18 protein-coding genes are annotated in these 19,430 nt (G+C 48.0%); 12 read left to right on the plus strand and 6 right to left on the minus strand.

Features of this window, described 5'->3' with window-relative positions; genetic code table 11:
• Positions 1-85 precede the first annotated feature (85 nt).
• The 12 genes from SFW65_07140 (at position 86) to SFW65_07195 (ending at position 15,700) form a co-directional block, all read left to right on the plus strand.
• Positions 86-2,683 (plus strand): glycosyltransferase, encoded by a 2,598-nt coding sequence (locus SFW65_07140; GenBank protein ID MDX1922885.1) that lies wholly within the window; start codon positions 86-88, stop codon positions 2,681-2,683.
• 41 nt (positions 2,684-2,724) lie between these two features.
• Positions 2,725-4,458 carry a hypothetical protein gene (locus SFW65_07145; GenBank protein ID MDX1922886.1) on the plus strand — a complete coding sequence of 578 codons (1,734 nt, stop codon included), beginning with the start codon at positions 2,725-2,727 and terminating at the stop codon, positions 4,456-4,458.
• On the plus strand, positions 4,455-5,666 hold the full coding sequence (locus SFW65_07150) for a DNA recombination protein RmuC (protein MDX1922887.1): 1,212 nt from the start codon (positions 4,455-4,457) through the stop codon (positions 5,664-5,666). The genes SFW65_07145 and SFW65_07150 overlap by 4 nt, the downstream gene beginning before the upstream one ends.
• Positions 5,667-5,731: 65 nt before the next feature.
• Entirely contained in the window at positions 5,732-6,268 is a 537-nt protein-coding gene (def, locus tag SFW65_07155; protein ID MDX1922888.1) for a peptide deformylase, read from the plus strand.
• A gap of 20 nt (positions 6,269-6,288) precedes the next feature.
• Positions 6,289-7,224 (plus strand): methionyl-tRNA formyltransferase, encoded by a 936-nt coding sequence (gene fmt, locus SFW65_07160; GenBank protein MDX1922889.1) that lies wholly within the window; start codon positions 6,289-6,291, stop codon positions 7,222-7,224.
• Positions 7,224-7,964 carry a tRNA pseudouridine(38-40) synthase TruA gene (gene truA / locus SFW65_07165; GenBank protein ID MDX1922890.1) on the plus strand — a complete coding sequence of 247 codons (741 nt, stop codon included), beginning with the start codon at positions 7,224-7,226 and terminating at the stop codon, positions 7,962-7,964. The genes fmt and truA overlap by 1 nt, the downstream gene beginning before the upstream one ends.
• Positions 7,965-8,051: 87 nt before the next feature.
• On the plus strand, positions 8,052-10,001 hold the full coding sequence (locus tag SFW65_07170; protein MDX1922891.1) for a secretin N-terminal domain-containing protein: 1,950 nt from the start codon (positions 8,052-8,054) through the stop codon (positions 9,999-10,001).
• Positions 10,002-10,082: 81 nt separating this feature from the next.
• The gene (locus SFW65_07175) at positions 10,083-10,736 is read left to right on the plus strand and encodes a prepilin-type N-terminal cleavage/methylation domain-containing protein (GenBank protein ID MDX1922892.1); all 654 of its coding nucleotides are present in this window, start codon (positions 10,083-10,085) and stop codon (positions 10,734-10,736) included.
• Entirely contained in the window at positions 10,718-11,512 is a 795-nt protein-coding gene (locus SFW65_07180) for a type II secretion system protein (GenBank protein MDX1922893.1), read from the plus strand. The genes SFW65_07175 and SFW65_07180 overlap by 19 nt, the downstream gene beginning before the upstream one ends.
• The gene (locus SFW65_07185; protein ID MDX1922894.1) at positions 11,491-13,221 is read left to right on the plus strand and encodes a GspE/PulE family protein; all 1,731 of its coding nucleotides are present in this window, start codon (positions 11,491-11,493) and stop codon (positions 13,219-13,221) included. The genes SFW65_07180 and SFW65_07185 overlap by 22 nt, the downstream gene beginning before the upstream one ends.
• Positions 13,221-14,426, plus strand: coding sequence for a type II secretion system F family protein (locus tag SFW65_07190; GenBank protein MDX1922895.1), 1,206 nt, complete (start codon positions 13,221-13,223; stop codon positions 14,424-14,426). The genes SFW65_07185 and SFW65_07190 overlap by 1 nt, the downstream gene beginning before the upstream one ends.
• Entirely contained in the window at positions 14,423-15,700 is a 1,278-nt protein-coding gene (locus SFW65_07195; GenBank protein ID MDX1922896.1) for a hypothetical protein, read from the plus strand. Before SFW65_07190 ends, SFW65_07195 begins: the two co-directional genes overlap by 4 nt.
• On the opposite strand, the gene SFW65_07200 is transcribed toward SFW65_07195, so the two are convergent.
• From SFW65_07200 to SFW65_07225, 6 genes are all read right to left on the minus strand, one after another.
• A complete protein-coding gene (locus SFW65_07200; protein MDX1922897.1) occupies positions 15,697-16,473 on the minus strand; it encodes a tetratricopeptide repeat protein in 777 nt (258 codons plus the stop codon). The genes SFW65_07195 and SFW65_07200 overlap by 4 nt on opposite strands.
• A gap of 77 nt (positions 16,474-16,550) precedes the next feature.
• On the minus strand, positions 16,551-17,063 hold the full coding sequence (locus SFW65_07205; protein ID MDX1922898.1) for a F0F1 ATP synthase subunit B: 513 nt from the start codon (positions 17,061-17,063) through the stop codon (positions 16,551-16,553).
• 2 nt (positions 17,064-17,065) lie between these two features.
• Entirely contained in the window at positions 17,066-17,737 is a 672-nt protein-coding gene (locus SFW65_07210) for a hypothetical protein (protein MDX1922899.1), read from the minus strand.
• 24 nt (positions 17,738-17,761) lie between these two features.
• On the minus strand, positions 17,762-17,992 hold the full coding sequence (locus SFW65_07215; GenBank protein MDX1922900.1) for a F0F1 ATP synthase subunit C: 231 nt from the start codon (positions 17,990-17,992) through the stop codon (positions 17,762-17,764).
• 53 nt (positions 17,993-18,045) lie between these two features.
• Complete coding sequence (locus tag SFW65_07220) at positions 18,046-18,789, minus strand: F0F1 ATP synthase subunit A (protein ID MDX1922901.1); 744 nt, start codon at positions 18,787-18,789, stop codon at positions 18,046-18,048.
• Between the two features lie 176 nt (positions 18,790-18,965).
• Positions 18,966-19,334 (minus strand): AtpZ/AtpI family protein, encoded by a 369-nt coding sequence (locus SFW65_07225; GenBank protein MDX1922902.1) that lies wholly within the window; start codon positions 19,332-19,334, stop codon positions 18,966-18,968.
• Positions 19,335-19,430 lie beyond the last annotated feature (96 nt).

Here is a 19,430-nt window from a genome sequence, read left to right on the forward strand (position 1 = left end):
GATAAATCATGGTTAATATTGTTTCATTGGCGCAAGTTAAATGCTATTTATACTGCCCAATTTACTGACTTTATGCCTTCATCCGATGAAAAAACGCCCATCTGCCTTACGCATTATTTTTGTGCTCGCCTTTGTATTTATGGTGAACATCACATTATGGGGCGTAATCAATCTCAGCCGCGACAGCAGCGCATGGGATGGCGTGATAGCTGGCGTTTCGTTTACCCCGTACCGCGACGATCATAATCCCGCCAAGCATAATTTTCCTACCCCGCAGGAGATTGAAGAAGATGTGCGCACGGTTGCGCCTTATGTCCGCTCTATTCGTAGTTATGGCGCGACCAATGGATTAGAAACTATTCCTGCGGCCGCCAAAAAATATGGTCTGTGGGTCACCATGGGCTCGTGGTACGGCACCAATGCCAAAGAAAACTTGGCAGAGCTGAACAGCCTTGTGGAACTCACCAACAAGAACCGCAACATCAACCGCATTCTGGTTGGTAACGAAGCCATTCTGCGCGGCGATATAAGCGTTGATGAAATGGTCGATATGATCCACTGGATTAAGCGCCGCGTGAAGGTACAGGTAAGTACCGCAGAACCTTGGCACGTATGGCTAAAAAATCCGCGTCTTGCGGCGGCTGTTGATTTTATTACCATCCATACACTGCCATATTGGGAAGGAAAGCCTGCAAATGAAGCTGTTGCCTATGCGTTGCAGCGTTATGATGAAGTGCACACCGCTTTTCCATCGAAGCATATATTAATCGGCGAAATTGGCTGGCCCAGCAAGGGGCAATGGATTTATGGCGCGGAGCCAAGCCAGGTCAACCAAGCGCGGTTCATCCGTGATTTCCTAAACATTGCGACCGAGCGAAAGCTGGATTACATCATCGTTGAAGCGTTTGACCAGGCTTGGAAATGGGAAATTGAAGGCACGGTTGGAACAGGGTGGGGTATTTGGGATAATCATCGCCAGCAGAAATTCCCGCTGTTTGGTAATGTGAATGAACGCCGCAACTGGCCGCAGGCCTGCTTGATTGCGATGTTGCTTGCGCTGTTACCTATTATTCTTTTCATGCGCAAGGCGGGGCATATTTCATGGCCGGGTCAGGCATTCTTTGGTCTGCTTATTCAGGGCATATTCTCCGTATTGGTTTGGAGCGTATTATCCGCGCATGGCGAGGTCTATACCGCAACCATTGGGTTTGCATGGGCAGGCCTTGTACTGTTCCAGCTGTTTTTATTTGCTGTTTTGTTGGTGGATGGATTGGAATTTACGGAAACCGTATGGACCGAAAATTGGCGCCGCAAGGTTGATGTTTCAGGCAGTGATGCGCATGAAAATGCCCGCAAAGTTTCCATTCACATACCCTGCTACAATGAACCACCGCAGATGGTTATGGAAACACTTGATGCTATTGTGGCGATGAAATACCCAAATTACGAAGTGCTGGTGATTGACAACAACACCAAAGACGAAGCGGTATGGAAGCCTGTGCAGGATTATTGTGAAAAACTTGGCCCGCGTTTCCGTTTTTATCATCTGCCCAAATGGCCTGGCTTCAAGGCAGGGGCACTGAACTTTGCGCTCGAACAAACTGCTCAGGATGCAGAAATCATCGCGGTTATCGACAGTGATTATCAAGTAGATAGCCATTGGCTGTCATCGCTTGTCCCATTATTTGAAAAGCCGAATGTCGGATTTGTGCAATCGCCGCAGGATTACCGCGATTGGGAAGGCGACCAGTTCAAAACCATGTGCCATTGGGAATATGCGGGCTTCTTCCATATCGGCATGGTTCAACGTAATGAACGTAATGCGATTATCCAGCATGGTACGATGACGCTTATCCGTAAAACCGCATTGCAGCAGGTAAAGGGTTGGGCCGAATGGTGTATATGTGAAGATGCCGAATTGGGCCTGAAGCTGTTCGAGCATAAATATGAATCCTATTATCTATCGCAAAGTTTTGGTAAAGGCCTTATCCCGGATAGTTTTGCGGGCTATAAATCACAGCGTTTCCGCTGGGCTTATGGCGCGATGCAGATTATGAAACGGCACTTGCCGTTATTCGCGCCCGGCCGTAGGGAGCTAACCTTCGCGCAGAAATACCATTTTATTGCGGGCTGGCTACCATGGATTGCTGATGCAGCAAATTTGACGTTCGTATTGGGTTCGTTGGTTTGGTCAATCTTGCTGTTTCTTGAACTGGTGGAATTTCCACCAGAAATTTTTCAATGGCCGACGCTCGCGGTATTTGCATTCAAAATCCTGAGCGGATTCATGATGTATGGCCTTCGTGTAAAAATTGGCTGGCCTGAACGCTTTGGTGCGGCAATCGCAGGCACCGCGCTCAGCCACGTGGTAGGCACGGCCATGTTGCAGGGCTTGTTTACTAGCGGCAAGCCGTTCTTTAGAACACCTAAATGCGAGGATAAACCCGCGCTCTATCAAGGTTTCGCGATGGCCAGAGATGAAATCATCATCTTTATTGGCCTGCTGGTGTGCTCCATTGGCCTTGTGATGCAGTATAGCGCTGCGAATAATCAGGCCCTGCTGTGGTCGGGTATTTTAATTGTCCAGAGCCTGCCTTATCTTTCGGCGATTGTGCTTTCGTTTATTAATGTTTGGCCACGTCGTAAGCCAAAAAATAGCATAATTGTGCCTGCAACTGCGTAAATCTACTGACAATAAAAAGCGGCTCGGCCTATAATAACGGCATGTCAAAAACAGCTCAAAAACCAACTGATGATCTGCGCGAACGCTTTGAAGATGTGTCGCGCCTTGTGCAATCCGGAAATCTGAAACAGGCGAATATCAAGGTTGAATCCGCGCTTGCTGATTATCCGGATAACATCAATTTCTTACACCTTGGCGGCATCATCAAACAAAATGTCGGCGAGATTGAATTAGCAGATAAGCTGCTACGTACGGCGCATGCGCTGCGCCCAGACCAGCCCGATATCATGCATAACCTTGCGGTATTTTTGCTGGCTACCAACCAGCCTAAAGATGCTGTGCCATTATATGAACAACTCGTGCTGCTTGCGCCAACGCGCGCGCATTTGTGGGCGAATTTTGGTCATGCGCTGCGCCAAAGCGGCATGCTGATGGAAAGTATTCCTGCCTTTCAAAAAGCGCAGGAATTAGACCCAAAAAACCACGATATGGAAGCCGTGATTGCGATGACGCGCCGCCAGATGGCGGATTGGAGCGGGAAGGAACTGCCGCTGGATAAAACGCCTGCTAATCTTGCACCTGTGTTTATTGATGATGCATTCAAGCATCTGGAATGCGTAAAAAAAGGTGCGGGGAGTATCAAACCCGTTGCGCAATTTGATGCCAAGCCATCACCAACTGCATCGCGCCTGCGTATCGGCTACCTGTCAAATGACTTGCATGAACACGCAACCAGTTATTTGTTGGCCGAATTATTCGGTTATCATAATCGTGGCCAGTTTGAAGTGTTTGTTTATAGCTATGGCCAGGCGGGCGAAAGCCCCATTCGTACGCGCATGCAGCGCGGCGTGGAGCACTGGGTGAATTGCGCAGGCCAACCGCCTGTTGCGATAGCCGAGCGTATTTTCAATGACCGCATCAATATTCTGGTTGATTTAAAAGGCTACACGCGTGGTGGCTTGCCCGAAGTGCTCGCATCGCGCCCTGCGCCGGTTATCATCCAATGGCTGGGCTACCCCGGTAGTATGGGAGCTCCATTTGTTGATTACATTATAGCCGATGAAACGATTATTCCAGTTGAACAAAGCGCGGCGTATTCTGAAAAAATTATCCGGTTGCCTAACAGTTATCAAATCAACGACCGCGAACGACCATTACTTGCAGCAAAAAAACGCAGCGAATACCATCTGCCAGAAAATGCGACAGTTCTATGCTGCTTTAACCAAACTTATAAAATCACACCTTCCGTATTTGATGTATGGATACGCATATTAAAAGATGATGTGCAGACGGTACTGTGGCTCTTTGCGCCACAAGCGATTGTTCAGGAAAATCTGCGCAAAGAAGCCGAGAAGCGCGGCGTGGCAGGACAGCGTTTAATATTCGCTGACCGAATGAACCAAGCCGACCATATTGCGCGTTACCGCCATGCCGATGTGGTGCTTGATACGGCGCCCTATGGCGGGCACACCACTACCAGCGATGCGTTATGGGTGGGTGCGCCTGTGGTTGGATTGATGGGCAAAAGCTTTGCCTCGCGTGTTTCCGCAAGCCTGTTGAAAGCCGCAGGGTTGCCCGAACTGATTGCGCCGTCGCTTGATATTTATGAAACTAAAATCCGTGAATTGCTCAAAGATGAAGGCAAGCGTTCAGCCATTCGGCATCATTTGCAGCAGGGCCGCGAGAAGTTGCCGTTATTTGACAGCCAGACCTTTGTTAAAGATCTTGAAGCAGCGTATGTCAACGCATGGAATGAAACAGGAAAAAGCAAATGAACTTTCCAATTGAGTGGGTTGCATGTGGTCTTGGCGGAATAGTTGTTGGGTTTGTGATTGCAACACTTTTGCAAAGCTTTAATCGCAAGCGCCTTAGCGAACAATTTAAAGCGTTATCAAATGAAGCATTGACACAAAATTTAGATGTATTGTTGAACCTAGCAAAAAATGAATTGTCGCATGAACGTGAAAATACGCGTGCCGATTGGGAAAAGCGCACCAGCAGCGTTGCGGAAATGCTTAAACCGCTGGAAATGCGACTAACGCAATTGCACACGCAAACAGGCGAAATGGAAAAGGCACGTATCGGCGCTTATGAGGGATTAAAGCAGCATCTAAGTCAGATGTCAGAAACCCAAACGCAACTGCGTTTTGAAACAATACAATTGAAACAAGCGCTGCGTAAACCGGAAGGTCGGGGGCGCTGGGGTGAAATGCAGTTGAAGCGCGTGCTTGAAATGTCAGGTATGATTTCGCATTGCGATTTCACCGAACAAACCAATACCACAACGCAAGATAACAAACGCCTACGCCCGGATGTAATTGTGCATTTGCCCGGCAATCGCCAAATTGTGATTGATTGTAAAACCCCGCTGGAAGCATTGTTGGATGCAACAAGTGCAGAACCTGAACAGATTTTACTAACCCACCAACGTCATGCGCGACATTTACGCGACCATGTGAAAAGCCTCAGCCAAAAAGCCTATTGGGATCAGTTTGATGAAACGCCTGATTTTGTGGTTATGTTTGTGCCGGGGGAGCATTTTTTGTCAATCGCACTACAAAACGACCCTGAGCTCTTTGATTTCGCATTTTCCAACAAGGTAATTCTGGCAACGCCAATTAATTTGATTGGTCTATTAAAAACGATTGCCCATGCGTGGCGTCAGGAAAAGCTGGCAGACCAGGCACAGAAAATCGCTGGTCTTGGAAAAGATTTGTATGAAGCGATGGCATCTTTTGCAACGCATTTTGAAAATATTGGTGATAATCTGCGAAAGACTGTAGAGCATTATAATAGGTCTGTTGGTTCGTTTGAGAGCCGTGTCTTTTCCCGTGCGCGCCGCCTAGCCGACGAATACAGCATTGATAGTGATAAGAAAATTGATGTCCTCGAAACGGTGGATATTGCCCCACGGCAATTAACTATAACGGAAGATGATGTATTTGCTCCGCAAATACCCAATAAAAAGCAAGAAGTTGCCTAAACAGCCTTGAAATCAGCATGTTAAGGCACATATATTTCCTTAAATCTTTTATGTGAACATGAATTATGGTTTTGAAACTACGTATCGTACCTGACCCTGTTTTGCGCAAGCTTGCGGATCCTGTGAAAACGGTTGACCGCGAGGTGAGCCGCTTTATGCACGAAATGTTAGAAACCATGTATGCTAGCGCAGGCGTTGGTCTGGCTGCGCCACAGGTTGGTGAATTAAAACGCGTAATCGTGGTTGATGTGGAAGAGGAACAGAACGCCGCTAAGGCTTTCATGATGGCGGATCCTGAAATCACATGGCGAAGTGAAGAATTATTTACCTACCGTGAAGGCTGCCTTTCCATCCCCGGCCAATATGCTGAAGTTACACGCCCGAAACACATTAAGGTCAGCTATACCGATGTGAACAATAAGCGTATTGAAATGGAAGCCCAAGATCTGCTTTCTACCTGCATCCAGCATGAAATTGACCATTTAAATGGTGTGTTATTCGTTGACCATGTATCAAAGCTGAAACGCGATATGATGCTGAAACGCGTTGAAAAAGCGCAGCGTTTAGCCGCAGAAGAAAAGCAGGATGGTAAGGCGCTATAGTTTCGTCTACTTTTCTTGTTATGGTCACAGCATCTAAGCCCCTTCGTATTATATTCATGGGAACGCCGGAGTTTTCCGTTGGCGCGCTGAATACGCTGCGTGGGGCTGGGCACGATATAATATGCGTGTATAGCCAGCCGCCGCGCCCAGCAAATCGTGGTCATGCAGTACAAAAATCAGCAGTGCATCAGGCCGCCGAAGCGCATGGTATTGAAGTGCGTACACCGCTTAGTTTGAAAGTACCCGAGGAACAAAAAGCCTTTGCAGATCTGAATGCAGATGTTGCGGTGGTGGTTGCGTATGGGCTTTTGTTGCCCAAACCCGTACTTGATGCGCCGCGCTATGGCTGTATCAATATTCATGCGTCTTTATTACCGCGTTGGCGCGGGGCTGCGCCCATTCAGCGCGCGATACTGGCAGGGGATGCCGATAGCGGTATTACGATTATGCAGATGGATGTCGGGCTTGATACCGGCGCGATGTGGTTGAAGCGCAGCGTGCCCATCACCACCCAAACTACAGCTGGCGCCTTGCATGATGAATTGAGCAAACTAGGCGCGGAAATGATTGTCGAAGCCTTGCCGCAGATTGCCAGCGGCAGCATCAAGCCAATCCCGCAGCCTGAAGCAGGTGTTACCTATGCAACCAAGTTGACCAAGGATGAAGGTCGCATCAACTGGCAGGAAAGCGCAGCAGAAATTGAACGCAAATTACGTGGTTTGTCGCCATGGCCCGGTGTTTATTTCGAAAGCAAGGGCGAGCGTATCAAAGTTCTGGAGGCGGCCGTGGTCTTCGGCATGCACGGCGCAGCAGGTACTTTGCTAAAGGATGACTTCACGGTTGCTTGCGGCGAAGACGCGATTACCCTCACGAAGGTGCAGCGCCAAGGCCGTAGTGCAACAGATGGCGCATCGTTTCTGCGCGGGTTTTCTGTTAAAGTGGGCGAATTATTATAATGCAACGCTGGAAACTTACTGTAGAATACGATGGCGCAGGCTTTTCCGGCTGGCAGTTGCAAAAAGACGCGCGTTCCGTTCAAGGCACAATTGAAGAAGCAATAAAAAAATTCTGTGATGAAGATGTACGCATTCACGTAGCTGGCCGCACCGATGCAGGCGTTCATGCACTGGCGCAGGTGTGCCATGCGGATATTGACCGCCCAACGGATGCGGACACTGTGCGAGACGCGATTAATTATTACATGCGGCATCATCCTGTGATTGTGCTAAAGGCGGAGCCCGTAACTACTGATTTTCATGCGCGGTTTTCTGCCGTATCACGCAATTATATGTTCCGCGTAATTAACCGCCCGCGTCCGCTGACCATTGATCGTGGCTATGCCGTGCATTTTTATAAACCCCTAACATTAAAACCGATGCAAGAAGCGGCCGCGCTATTACTTGGCCATCATGACTTCACATCTTTCCGCGCTGATGGGTGCCAATCTCCATCACCGATGAAAACCATGCTTGATGCACGGGTTGAGCAAAATGGCGAGGAATTTCGTTTCCATTTTGGTGCTAAGTCGTTCCTCTATCATCAGGTAAGAAATATGGTTGGAACACTGTTCTTTGTTGGAACAGGGCAGTGGAGCGTCGAAGAGTTCAAGCGCGCCTTTGAAGCCAAGGAACGTGCCAAGGCAGGGCCAACCGCACCGCCCCATGGCCTATATTTTACAGGCGTTACCTACAAATAACGATACCGAAACAAACTGCCATAATTCGCTCTTTCAGTTTAAATGGAGGCCAGTTAAAACATATCCCAATATTCATAAGGGTATTTTATGCGTTTTTGGGCTCTGCTTTTACTTTTACTTCTTCCGGTTACAGCCTGTAACGAGATGCAGCTGGATAAAATCGATCCTGTAATGGATTTGAATCGCGATGATTATCGCGATTTGCGCCGCGAGCGCGAACAAGCCGATGGCCCGCCCATTCCCTATGTTCCTTTTAAATCAAACCGTCAGGCAAAAAATAAAATTGCTAACGACAAAATCATTTCTATTTCAATCACTGAAAAAGTTCCGGTCAAAGATGTGTTGCAGGAACTGGCAAGCAAGGCAGAAGTAAATCTGGAGCTTGATCCGCGTATCACTGGCGGCGTGATTTTTACCGCCATTCGTCAGCCTTTTTCAAAAGTGCTTGATCGTTTGTGTAGCATGGCTGGCCTGCGTTACACGGTTGAAGATAATTTCCTGCGCATCGAACTTGATGAACCGTATATCAAAAGCTATCCGATTGATTATTTAACCCTTATCCGTAAATCAAACAGTGAAATCGGCATTGCAACCAATGTATTTTCCAGCATTCAGGGCACAGGCAGAAACAGCAATGTAAATAATGGAAGCGATGTCACTAGCGGCAATAATTCAACAACCAAGGTAGAAACACAGGCGATTGCCGATTTTTGGGGCGAAATTGAGACGAATATTGAAGCGATTATGACGAATACTAAAGGCGCACGAACCATGCGCGTTGATAGCGACACGGCGAAGGAATTAAAACAGGAAGGCATTTCACCAACTAAAGCCTTCGCGGTAAACAAGCAGGCCGGATTGATTAGTGTCTTTGGTAATGAACGCCAACACAAAGCGGTTGAAGCTTATCTTGGAAAAATAAAGCATAACGTAAATTCGCAGGTTCTGATTGAAGCGCGAATTATGGAAGTAGAATTAAATGAAGATTACAAAAGTGGCATTAACTGGCGCACCCTATTAAACAACACGGCAAATGTTGCGGCGCGTTTTGGTCCTGTTGCAGCAGGCGCTCCTTTCGCAACTGCTGGAACCGCGACTGACGGTGTTGTGACGTTATCGCTTAAAGATAGTGATTTTGGTGGTATTCTGAATTTTGTGCGCAGCTTTGGTACGTCGCGCACGCTATCCAGCCCACGTTTAACAGTGCTCAATAACCAGCCTGCCGTTTTAAAGGTTGCGCGCAACGAGGTCTATTTTACATCGACCATTGAAACAACGCCGATTATCGGTACGAATGGCGGCAGCCCCGTGGGGGTAACACGTACCGTAAACAGCACACCAAACACGGTACCCGTTGGGTTTTTAATGACCGTGCAGCCATCGATTAATGAAAACAGAGATGAAGTGACGCTGAATTTGCGTCCAACCGTTTCTTTCATCGTTGACCGTGTGGAAGACCCCGGTGTGAAGATTGCCGCGGCGGATGCCAATGTGCCAGAAGTATCATCATCCGTTCCTGTTGTTGCGGTACGTGAGATGGATAGCGTGCTTACCCTTAAATCAGGCACGGTGGCGGTGATGGGTGGCCTTATGCAGGATTCATCCGGCAATCTTGAAAAGGGTGTGCCGTTTGTTGATGACGTGCCGATTGTCGGCAACCTTGGAAAATCGCGTAGCAATTCATCGAAGCTGACGGAGCTAGTCATTCTACTGCGGGCAACGGTTGTGAATGACGGAGTAAAACCGGATGATGCCGATGCAGAGTTATATCACAAATTCAATCATGACCGTCGCCCATTGCCGATTGCACGCAATAAACCTCGTGATAGGGATGATGATGAAATTGATGGTCAGTTTGTGGATGATGGAAAAGTGCCGCTGCCCCAAGCTGCTTCAATCCAAGCCGTAGATGTTCTGGACGAAAGCGAAACGACAGCCCAAGCGTTGCCTGTTAGAAAAGCAGCCAAACCACTGGCCCAGCACAAGAAGAAACACAAAGTCAAAAAGCACAAAAAGAAAAAGCATTCCAAGCACTAAAAGAACTTCTCGCCCACCCCCGCATACGCTAAAAACGAATACGGGATTATTCAGGTTCACTTTCGTTTCATGAGGTTACAAATGTATGCGCGACTAACGAAAAATAATAATTCCGGTTTTACCCTTGTTGAAGTTTCAATTGTGCTTGTCGTGATTGGCCTGCTGATTGGCAGTATTCTGGTTGCGGTGAATATTTTACAAAATGCGCGCATCACCAGCACCATAAGCACATTGCAAAGCATTCAATCTGCGGTTTCCACATATAATCAAAATTACGGTGCAGTGCCGGGGGATGATGCCAAGGCAGACACACGTTTTGGTCTTGCCAATAAAGGTGGCGGTGATGGTATCGTGGGGAATGCTACAAGCTACAATACAGCTGCTGCTCTGGCCAATGGTAATGGCCCCGCAGAAAGCCGTATGGTGTGGACCAATCTTCGCGCTGCAGGGCTGATTAAAGGCGATAAAAACGATACAGGATTTCCCGGTAATTCGTTCGGCGGTGTATTCGGAATACAAAACGGTGCATTCACAACAAATGGCATTTCTGCTGGCACGAATGTGATCTGCATTAATAATGTGCCCGGTTCAGCAGCTGCGATTATTGACCAGCGGCAGGATGATGGAAACCCGCAGGAAGGAAATATACGATCTGGCACAGCGATTGATGGTGCGGCCGCTGCAAATCCATATGTAGAAAACAATACCTACATTTTATGCACCCGCGCGCTCTAATCCTAAATCAGCAGGGATTTTCGCTGGCCGAAACAGCAATTGCTTTGGCTGTGATAGCTGTTGTGATCGGATTAATGGTGCCTACGCTGTTATCGGTGCGCGTTGCCGAACAAGCAAGAGCTACAACACAAAATCTACAAACCGTGATGCGTTCGATTGCGGCGTTTGTGCAGGCATCGGGTTATGTGCCGTGTCCAATCGATCCAGGCGCTCCGTTTAGTGAAAGCAAGCGCGATTGCGATATTGCAGTTGGGGTCGTGCCGTTTCAGTCATTAGGATTATCACAAAGCTTTGCTAAAGATGCTTATGGGCGCTGGTTAACTTATGCAGTTGACATAAATTTAGCGAAATTTGCTGTCACACCGCCTAGCAAGATGTTACCTGTAAATGGGCCAGATGGTCTGTGTAGCCTTGCATTTTCATCCGCTACATCACTGAAAGTCAGATTAAGTGGAGCGAACGAACAGCAAAACATTGCTGTTGTATTGCTAAGCCATGGTGCAAATGGTCGCGGTGCATATAAAAATACTGCAACTGATGAGACTGACCTATTTCCTTTTCCTAACACTGTACCAGCATGTTCAACGACTGAAGGCGCAGAAAGATGCAATGCTGATGGAAACATAAGTTTTGTTGCAGGATTACCTGGACAATTTTCAAAAGTCGTAAATGGAACGCCAGTAGATGACCCATTCGATGATGTGTACCTTTATTTAGACCGAAATGCGTTGGTGACGTATTTAGGCAACCAGCCATGCACGACGGAGTGGAAGTGATGAACGTCTTAAACTTCCCTGAAGCAAATCCTAAACGCATGATGCTTGGCGAATGGTTATGTGCGCATGGAATGCTAAATGAAGATCAGCTGCGGCTTGCATTGCATGAACAAAAGCAGCATCCGGATTTATTGGGGCGCGTGTTGCTGAAACTGCGTTTTGTGCAGGAAAACCAGCTATTGGAAGCGTTAAGCCAACAAACCGGCTATCCTGCCATTCATTTGCATCAACAGTTGGTTGATGAAGATGCCAGCAGCTTTTGGGATAAAGATACTGCATTAAGGTTTAAAGCTGTTGGCTTTGCAATTGATGATAACGCGTTATATGTCGCGATGGCAGATCCTCTGGATATTCGCGTTACTGATCATTTAAAGCGCATGTTACCGCAAGGGTTGGCTTTACGTTTATTTATTGCTGCGCAAGATGATGTTTTAGCATTTATTGCCCGTGTCTATGGCGGCGCTGAAAATTTCAAATATCACTTAAGTGAGATGGAGCAGGGGATTATCGCCCCCGCGCCAGAAACGCATGATAACCATCCGGTAATTGCAACCGTAGAAGCATTATTGGCAGAAAGCGTGGCCGCCGGCGCATCCGATATTCATTTGGAGCCGGAAGAAAAAAGCGTGCGGATTCGCCTTCGTATTGACGGACTTTTAAAAACGCTGACGCTACTGCACCGTGCGTCATGGCCGCGTCTTGCGCAGCGGATTAAAGTGCTGGCGGGGATGGATATTGTGGACAGCCGCAATATTCAAGATGGCCGTTTTCATCTGCAAATTGGCAGCAAAAACGTCGATTTTCGCGTTTCCATTTTGCCAACGCAGCATGGCGAAAATATCGTAATCCGCATTCTTGATCAGGCGCGGGCATTATTGCCGCTTGAAAAACTTGGTTTTAGTGAACCGCAGGAACAATTGCTGCGCCGTTTGTGTTTGCGTCCGAATGGTATGTTGGTGCTCACAGGCCCTGTGGGTTCCGGTAAAACCACAACGCTTTATGCGCTGTTGCAATTATTGGATAAAGCAACGCGTAGCATTCGCACTTTAGAAGACCCAATTGAATATCAACTCGATGGCATTCGTCAAACGCAGGTACGTGAAAATTTTGGATTAAGTTTTGCCGAAGGCGTTCGTGCTATTCTTCGCCAAGATCCCAACGTATTGCTGATTGGCGAAATCCGTGATGCTGATACCGCGCAAATGGCGCTGCGCGCCGCCATGACGGGCAGCCAGATATTTACAACGCTGCACACGCAAGACAGTTTTGGCGTGTTTGCGCGCTTGCGCGAATTCGGGCTCACATCTGGCCTTATGTCGGGGAATATCACGGCGGCGGTGGCGCAGCGTTTGGTGCGTGTGTTGTGCCCACAATGCCGCCAGATGCGACCGCCAGACGCGCATTTAAAGGCTTTATTGGCATCGTCAGTCAGACTACCCGCGAAGGTTGGTCATGCGGTGGGGTGTGAAGCATGCGACCACACTGGACATAAAGGCCGCATGGTCATTTCTGAAATCTTGCCGATTGATAGTGAGTTGGATGAGTTGGTGGTAAATGATGCGCCCCGCAGTCAATTATTCAAATGCGCAAGCGCCAAAGGCTTTATGAGTATGGCGCAAGATGGTCTTATGAAACTGGAAGCAGGGGTGATTAGTCTTGAAAGCCTGATGGCGGAGGTTGATTTAATCCAGAATGCGGGAGCCGTATAATGCCGCATTACGCATATCGCGCAGTTGATGAATATGGCGCAATCAACAAGGGTGAAACCGCCGCCGCCAATGAAAATGAATTATTCGCCAAGCTGCATCACCAAGGGCTCAACCTAATTGATTGCCAAAGCAGCGATAGGCCCACACAGTTTTTGTTTAATAAAAAAGTGCCATTACCAGAACAGGTACTGCTATGCCGGCATTTGGTCATGCTGACGAAGGCCGGTGTTCCTGTGCATACTGCATTAGAAGATGTGCTACCAGCACTGCCATCAGCTTTGCGCCGCAATGTCGCGGCGATATTGCAGAACGTCACGGGTGGAGCCAGCCTTTCATCCGCTTTTGCATCATCACGTATGGAATTTGACCCGCTAGTACCGCTGTTGTTAAGCGCGGGGGAAAAAACCGGTAAAATTTGCGAAGCCTTGGGCTTTCTCTATCAAAGCCTGAGCTGGAAGCGGGAATTTAATGAAAAACTGCGACGCGCATTATCCTATCCCGCGCTTCAAATGCTGCTGGCGGGTACGGCTGTCGCAGTGTTGATGCTGATTGCTGTACCACAGATTATTCAATTGCTGGAGATGATTGGCGAGCACTTGCCGCTGGCTTCTGAAATCATTTTATGGAGCATGCGCGCATTTGGCGCAACCATAGCGCTAGTCATGGTTTTTGCTGCGCTACTTGCGGTTATTCTGCCGCTTATCAAAGCGCTACATCAGGATATTGCACTAATGGCTGACCGCGTTTTTCTATCGCTGCCTATTATTGGAACGCTATTCCGCAAAGTGGAACTTGCACAAATCACCCATGTATTTTCAGCCATGCTGGGTAGCGGGGTGCAGATGATGGAAGCATTGGCGGTATTGCCTACATTAACCCATAACCGGGCCATGGCTGCGGCCCTTCAAAATGTGGCAAGGGAGGTCAGCGGGGGGCAGGGGTTAAGCACCGTATTAACCAAAGAAATATTTATTCCCCCTTATGTCATCCGCATTCTTAAAATCGGCGAAGATAGCGGGAAAATGAGCGAAAGCCTGCTTCATATATCCTCCGTTTATCAACAGGAGACCCAGCAGGCGCTCGACCAGCTGTTAAGAATTAGTAGTCTCTTCATCACTCTTGCGGTAGGCTTAACGCTGATATTGATGGTCAGCGGCGTTATGGGGCCGCTATACCGTGGCATTAGTCATATGGTGGCTGCATGATTTTCTGTGGCGTTACACGTTTCACGCTTTTACTCAGCCCGCGTGCAGCAGTATTGATGCTGACCAACGCAAAAGAAATCGAAACCAGTTGGATACTGCCTTATCATAGTGACCAGTTTTTTGATACGCTGCTTGGTGCACTTAAACGCCATCCGTTTTACCCGTTAAAAATCGTTGTTGATTCTGCGCATCTTGATGTGCGCATGGAAATCTTGCCGCCCGTCAGCCCGTGGGCGCGTAAATCAATTGTCGAGCGCCAACGCGCGCATTTCTTTCCTAAGGCCCAATTGGAAGTGTCGGAATCTTTCCATGATAAAGTTACGGGCAAATGGAAAGTGTTGCATGCCGCAACACCAGAAGAAGCATGGTTGCAACCGATTTTTGATCGTTTACAGCAAATAATGAACCCTATTGAGCCGTTGTCATTCTTTGCTACCGAATGGATGGATTACGCAAGTCAGGTTTCAGTGATGCCAAAAAAAGGCTGGGCGTTCGTGAATGTCTTGTGTGAAAGCTTTGGTCTTCGCCAGCTTGTGCTTAATGACGGCAAGCTTATCTTCACCCGCAGTCACCCGGATTGCGTGCCCAGCATGGCAAAGGATGAATTGGTTGCGCGCCTTAGTGAACATATCAAGTCAACGCTGGATTATTTGCCGCGTCTAAATAGCGATTTCGCAGGAAACATATCAGCACGCCTTTATGTTGCTGACCATTTAAGCAATCTTGAAGTGCCAAATGCGCAACTGATTGCTATTCCATCACCCAAAACAGCTCATGTGCCCCACGAATGGGCTGCGGATATCGCATGGCTTCATATCGCTGCGCAGGAAAAGCATGCTGCATTATCCATTGATACCAGCTGGCTACGCCAGATGCGCGATGGCACAATGAAGAAACAGATTGCCGTATGGGTCTTGATGGTATTTGGTAGTGCAGGGATTTTTGGTGGCATGTCCATTTTAACAAATGTTGGTAAATCAGAACATGCGGCGGCTGTGCCTGCAGTGATTGAGACTATAAAACCTGTTTCGCAATTGCCACCGGAAGCTCCGCTCGCCACGCCTCCGCAATTGACATTGAATGCTGTGATTTACAATAACCCGCAGGATTGGGTTGTCTGGATTAATGGCGAAAAGCACGTGCCAGGCCAAACAATCAATCATTTAACAATGCTTGATGTGTCACCGCAAAGCGTGTCGGTGCATTGGAAAGACGGCAAAGCCGAACAGCAAATAACACTAAATCTATTGCCTGCGCACACAGCGCTGCGCTAATTGTTTTCTAGAAATGTAATTCGTGCTTTGATGCTCTGTGCTGTATGGCTGTCGCCTTGCCATAGGCTTTGTGCCTTTTTATAAATGGCTAATGCCTCATCGGTTTCACCTTGCTCATCATAGCTGCGTGCCTGCTGAAGGAGCAGGGCAACGTAATTGCTACGAAGACCATCATCTGTGGGGCTTAATTGCACAGCGCGGCCGTAAAGTTGTACCGCTTTTTGGACATTCCCATCAGCAATCGCTTCATCGGCTTGTTGCAGTAGGGTGGATGTTTTGCGTACAGCGCCAACCGTTTCAACTTCAATAAAATGGCTACGTTCTTTTACGGCTGGCTTTTCATAAAGCGGCAATTGGGCAAGCATTTTTGTTAAAGGTTGGGGCGCTAAATCTTTTTCTGTGGTCGTTGCTTTTGGCTGCTGGAAGTCACGCCCAATAATCAAGGCTTTGCTTGGCAGCGGCGTAATAGTTGTGGCTGGAAAAGCCGCTTCCGGTTCTGCTTCCTTCACGATTTGTATGGCATGTGCTGGCTGGTGCTGTGCTTCGCGAAATACATTATTCATCTGATCGCCAAGCAGAAACAATGCGCACAAGCTGGTGATAAGAAAGGAGGCAAGCGCGCCATAAGCAATATATAACGCCTTGGTTGACAATGTACGGGCGCGGCTTTTCTTAAAATCGATGACCATCGGCTGAATGCCGGTGGTCGCGTAACCGCTAAGCGGTAACGACATGTTTGGTTGGTTGGCGGATTTTAGAATGCGCTGAGCCATGTTTGTGTGCCTTGGTGTTCGACCATAGCACAGGCTCAGATGCGAGCAAAGCGAAGCTTAGATAGGTTTTAAAACGGTTAGGCTACGTTTTTGACAGTATTTTTAAGCCTTTGGGCCATCTCGGTGGTCTGAACTTCTATGAGCTTCTTATCGTGTTCTGCACCAAGGTTTGTGCGAAGAAGCGCTTCGGCAGCTTTCAATGCGACATCAACGGCTTGGGCGCGGATTTCAGTTGCAGCTTGTTCTTGAAGCAATTGAATACGTTCAACCGCTTGTTGTTCGCGGCGCTTTAAGGTTGCTTCCAAATCCTTTTCAGCTTGAACTTGAAGCAGGCGCGCCTGTTCTTCCGCCCGGGCAATAATCGCATCAGATTCTTTAAATGCATTGTTATGCTTGGCCTGTGTATCGGCCAATAATTGCGCAGCTTCAGCATGAAGGGCGGCAGCTTGGTCCAGCTCTTGTTTTACCTTCACACCGTAATTATCAAGCGCAGAGGCAATCGCCGCGCCGCCAGCTTTCCATGCAATGACAAGGAAGATTACAAATGAAATTGCAAACCATACTGTTGGGTCATTTAGTAATTCTTGCATGCTTATGCTTTCCTTACTTTTTGTAGGGCATTTTCAATATCGCTGGTTGATGGGTTGATGCCAGCAACGGATTGAACCAGTGCGCCAATCACGCTCACTACTTCTTTATCTAGTGCAGCAATCGCCCTGTTTTTTTCAGCCAGAATGCGCGCATCTGCTGATCTAATATCCGCATTGACCTTGGCCGTTTGCGATCCAAGCGCGTCGGCAGCTTTTTTAGCACTTTCATCTGTCACGGTTCGGGTTGCAGTTTGCGCATCCGAACGTGCCTTGGCAAGGCGGGTTTCATATTCAACCATCAGATGCTTGGCTGCTTCGTTTTTGGCCTTCGAGCCACCAATATCAGCCGAGATGCGCTTTTCGCGTGTCTCCAGCGTTTTTTCAACGCCAGGCAATGCAACATGCTTCATCAGCAAATAAGTCAGAATGAAGGTAATGGTTAGCCAGAACAGTTGCCCCGGAAAACGGCTAATATCCATTTGCGGCAAGCCGCCTGAACCCTCTTCATGCGCGGCGGCTTCATGGCCTGCGCCATGTTCGCCTTCCGCAGCCGTTGTTTCAACAGCGACAGGAGGGGTAGGAGCATTTTTATGCTTTGCCGCATGGGCTGGCACAATGGCCAGCACAAGAGACATCATAAATAACGCACAAAAGAGGGCAGCTTTCTTAAGCATCAGATACCTTTGGCAAGTAGTTGCTTATTTTGCAACGAACAGCAAAAGCATGGACACAACGAAACCGAGCAACAGAACAAGTTCGGTAGCAGCAAAGCCAATGAAGCCTGTGGTGTTCATTTGCTTAGCGGCAGCAGGATTACGTGCGATACCTGAAAGCCAAGCGGCAAAGATATTGCCAAGGCCGATACCGGCGCCGAGCGTGCCAATCATGGCGATACCGGCGGCGAGAAGTTTCATTGCAGCTGCATCCATTTTAATCTCCTTTGTGATGCGTTTAAAAAAACTTGGTCTTAGTGTAGCTCCACTTAGTGCAATTCTAGGGCGTCGTGCAAATACACAGCGGCCAGAATTGCAAAAATGTAGGCTTGAAGGCCGGCAACGAAGAATTCAAATCCCGTCAACGCGACATTCAATAATACAGGTAGAGGTAATAGAACCATCGTTGCTCCGCCAGCGGTCAGCAACATTACAGCCATACCTGCAAACACTTTAAGCATGATATGGCCTGCCATCATGTTTGCGAACAAACGAATGGCGAGGCTGAACGGCCGAACACAAAACGAAAATACTTCCAAGACGAACATCAGCGGCACCATTACAATCGGTGTGCCAGCAGGAACGAACAGCGAGAAAAAATGCAAGCCATGTTTTGCAAAGCCGGTAATGGTTACGGCCAAAAACACAATCAACGCAAGGAAGAAGGTCACAAGAATATGGGATGTAACCGTGAAGCTATATGGGATCATTCCCAGTATGTTGCAGAACAAAATGAAAATGAAGATGGAGAAGATAAGCGGGAAGTAAGGTTTTGAATGTTCACCGGCTGTGTCCCCGACAATATTGGCGACACTGCTATGAAGCATTTCCGCAGCTGCCTGAAGGCGTCCGGGAACAAGAGACTTCTTTTGCATGCCCAGCACAAAAAAGATGGTCGCTGAAATCACGGCCAAAAACATGAACAGGGAAGAATTGGTCAACGAAACGTCATACCCGCCAACATTCAGTGGCAAAATGGTGTGAATTTCAAACTGGTGGAGTGGGGAACTCATTCGGCTTGTTTGCTCTGGGGCGGGTAAATCGTGAAAGTCATGAATCAAAAACCGCGCTTCTTATCGGAAAGAACGGGAAAAATGTCAAATGGAAAAGGGTGCAAAAAACTGTGGGTAAAAAGCCCCTTATTTATTGGGTTTTTTTAAAGGTGTTAATGGATGAAACGAACCCCAATCTAGGGCTGGTTTTCACCATCATCCCGTTTTCGGGCCGCAGGCATAGTGATGTCGTGGCTGCCAAGTTCTGATTTGGGGGCGGTTTTGTACTTTGCGCCTACTTTTTCACCATCCACATTCATGACGCGCCAGGCATTATAGATGCCGGTAATGAACCCGATAAAAAACAGGCCAAGGGTCACCCATGGTGTTGTGCCCAACTGCATGTCAATGACAAAGCCGATGCCGGCAAAGAACAGCGTTGCAATCAAGAATTCATAACCCACGCGGCCTGCACTGCTGCCCTTCATATTTTTAAACATCGGGGCTTTTTCGTCGGCGCGGTTTTTTTCAAACGCCTTAATTTTTTTATCAAGCTCGGTTTTCATAATCGCCCCACTTTGAATAGGCACAGCAAATTTGCCGCTTAAGATTAATATTAAGCCGTTAATAGAAGGTGTAAACACTGTTCACGTTAATTAGTT

This window comes from Alphaproteobacteria bacterium (assembly GCA_033762625.1).
In the GTDB taxonomy this organism is placed as follows: domain Bacteria; phylum Pseudomonadota; class Alphaproteobacteria; order UBA9219; family RGZA01; genus RGZA01.

Coding starts and splice junctions, on each gene's coding strand:
- SFW65_07140 (MDX1922885.1), top strand. CDS start 86: ATGAAAAAACGCCCATCTGCCTTACGCATTATTTTTGTGCTCGCCTTT.
- SFW65_07145 (MDX1922886.1), top strand. CDS start 2,725: ATGTCAAAAACAGCTCAAAAACCAACTGATGATCTGCGCGAACGCTTT.
- SFW65_07150 (MDX1922887.1), top strand. CDS start 4,455: ATGAACTTTCCAATTGAGTGGGTTGCATGTGGTCTTGGCGGAATAGTT.
- def (MDX1922888.1), top strand. CDS start 5,732: ATGGTTTTGAAACTACGTATCGTACCTGACCCTGTTTTGCGCAAGCTT.
- fmt (MDX1922889.1), top strand. CDS start 6,289: ATGGTCACAGCATCTAAGCCCCTTCGTATTATATTCATGGGAACGCCG.
- truA (MDX1922890.1), top strand. CDS start 7,224: ATGCAACGCTGGAAACTTACTGTAGAATACGATGGCGCAGGCTTTTCC.
- SFW65_07170 (MDX1922891.1), top strand. CDS start 8,052: ATGCGTTTTTGGGCTCTGCTTTTACTTTTACTTCTTCCGGTTACAGCC.
- SFW65_07175 (MDX1922892.1), top strand. CDS start 10,083: ATGTATGCGCGACTAACGAAAAATAATAATTCCGGTTTTACCCTTGTT.
- SFW65_07180 (MDX1922893.1), top strand. CDS start 10,718: ATGCACCCGCGCGCTCTAATCCTAAATCAGCAGGGATTTTCGCTGGCC.
- SFW65_07185 (MDX1922894.1), top strand. CDS start 11,491: ATGCACGACGGAGTGGAAGTGATGAACGTCTTAAACTTCCCTGAAGCA.
- SFW65_07190 (MDX1922895.1), top strand. CDS start 13,221: ATGCCGCATTACGCATATCGCGCAGTTGATGAATATGGCGCAATCAAC.
- SFW65_07195 (MDX1922896.1), top strand. CDS start 14,423: ATGATTTTCTGTGGCGTTACACGTTTCACGCTTTTACTCAGCCCGCGT.
- SFW65_07200 (MDX1922897.1), bottom strand. CDS start 16,473: ATGGCTCAGCGCATTCTAAAATCCGCCAACCAACCAAACATGTCGTTA.
- SFW65_07205 (MDX1922898.1), bottom strand. CDS start 17,063: ATGCAAGAATTACTAAATGACCCAACAGTATGGTTTGCAATTTCATTT.
- SFW65_07210 (MDX1922899.1), bottom strand. CDS start 17,737: ATGCTTAAGAAAGCTGCCCTCTTTTGTGCGTTATTTATGATGTCTCTT.
- SFW65_07215 (MDX1922900.1), bottom strand. CDS start 17,992: ATGGATGCAGCTGCAATGAAACTTCTCGCCGCCGGTATCGCCATGATT.
- SFW65_07220 (MDX1922901.1), bottom strand. CDS start 18,789: ATGAGTTCCCCACTCCACCAGTTTGAAATTCACACCATTTTGCCACTG.
- SFW65_07225 (MDX1922902.1), bottom strand. CDS start 19,334: ATGAAAACCGAGCTTGATAAAAAAATTAAGGCGTTTGAAAAAAACCGC.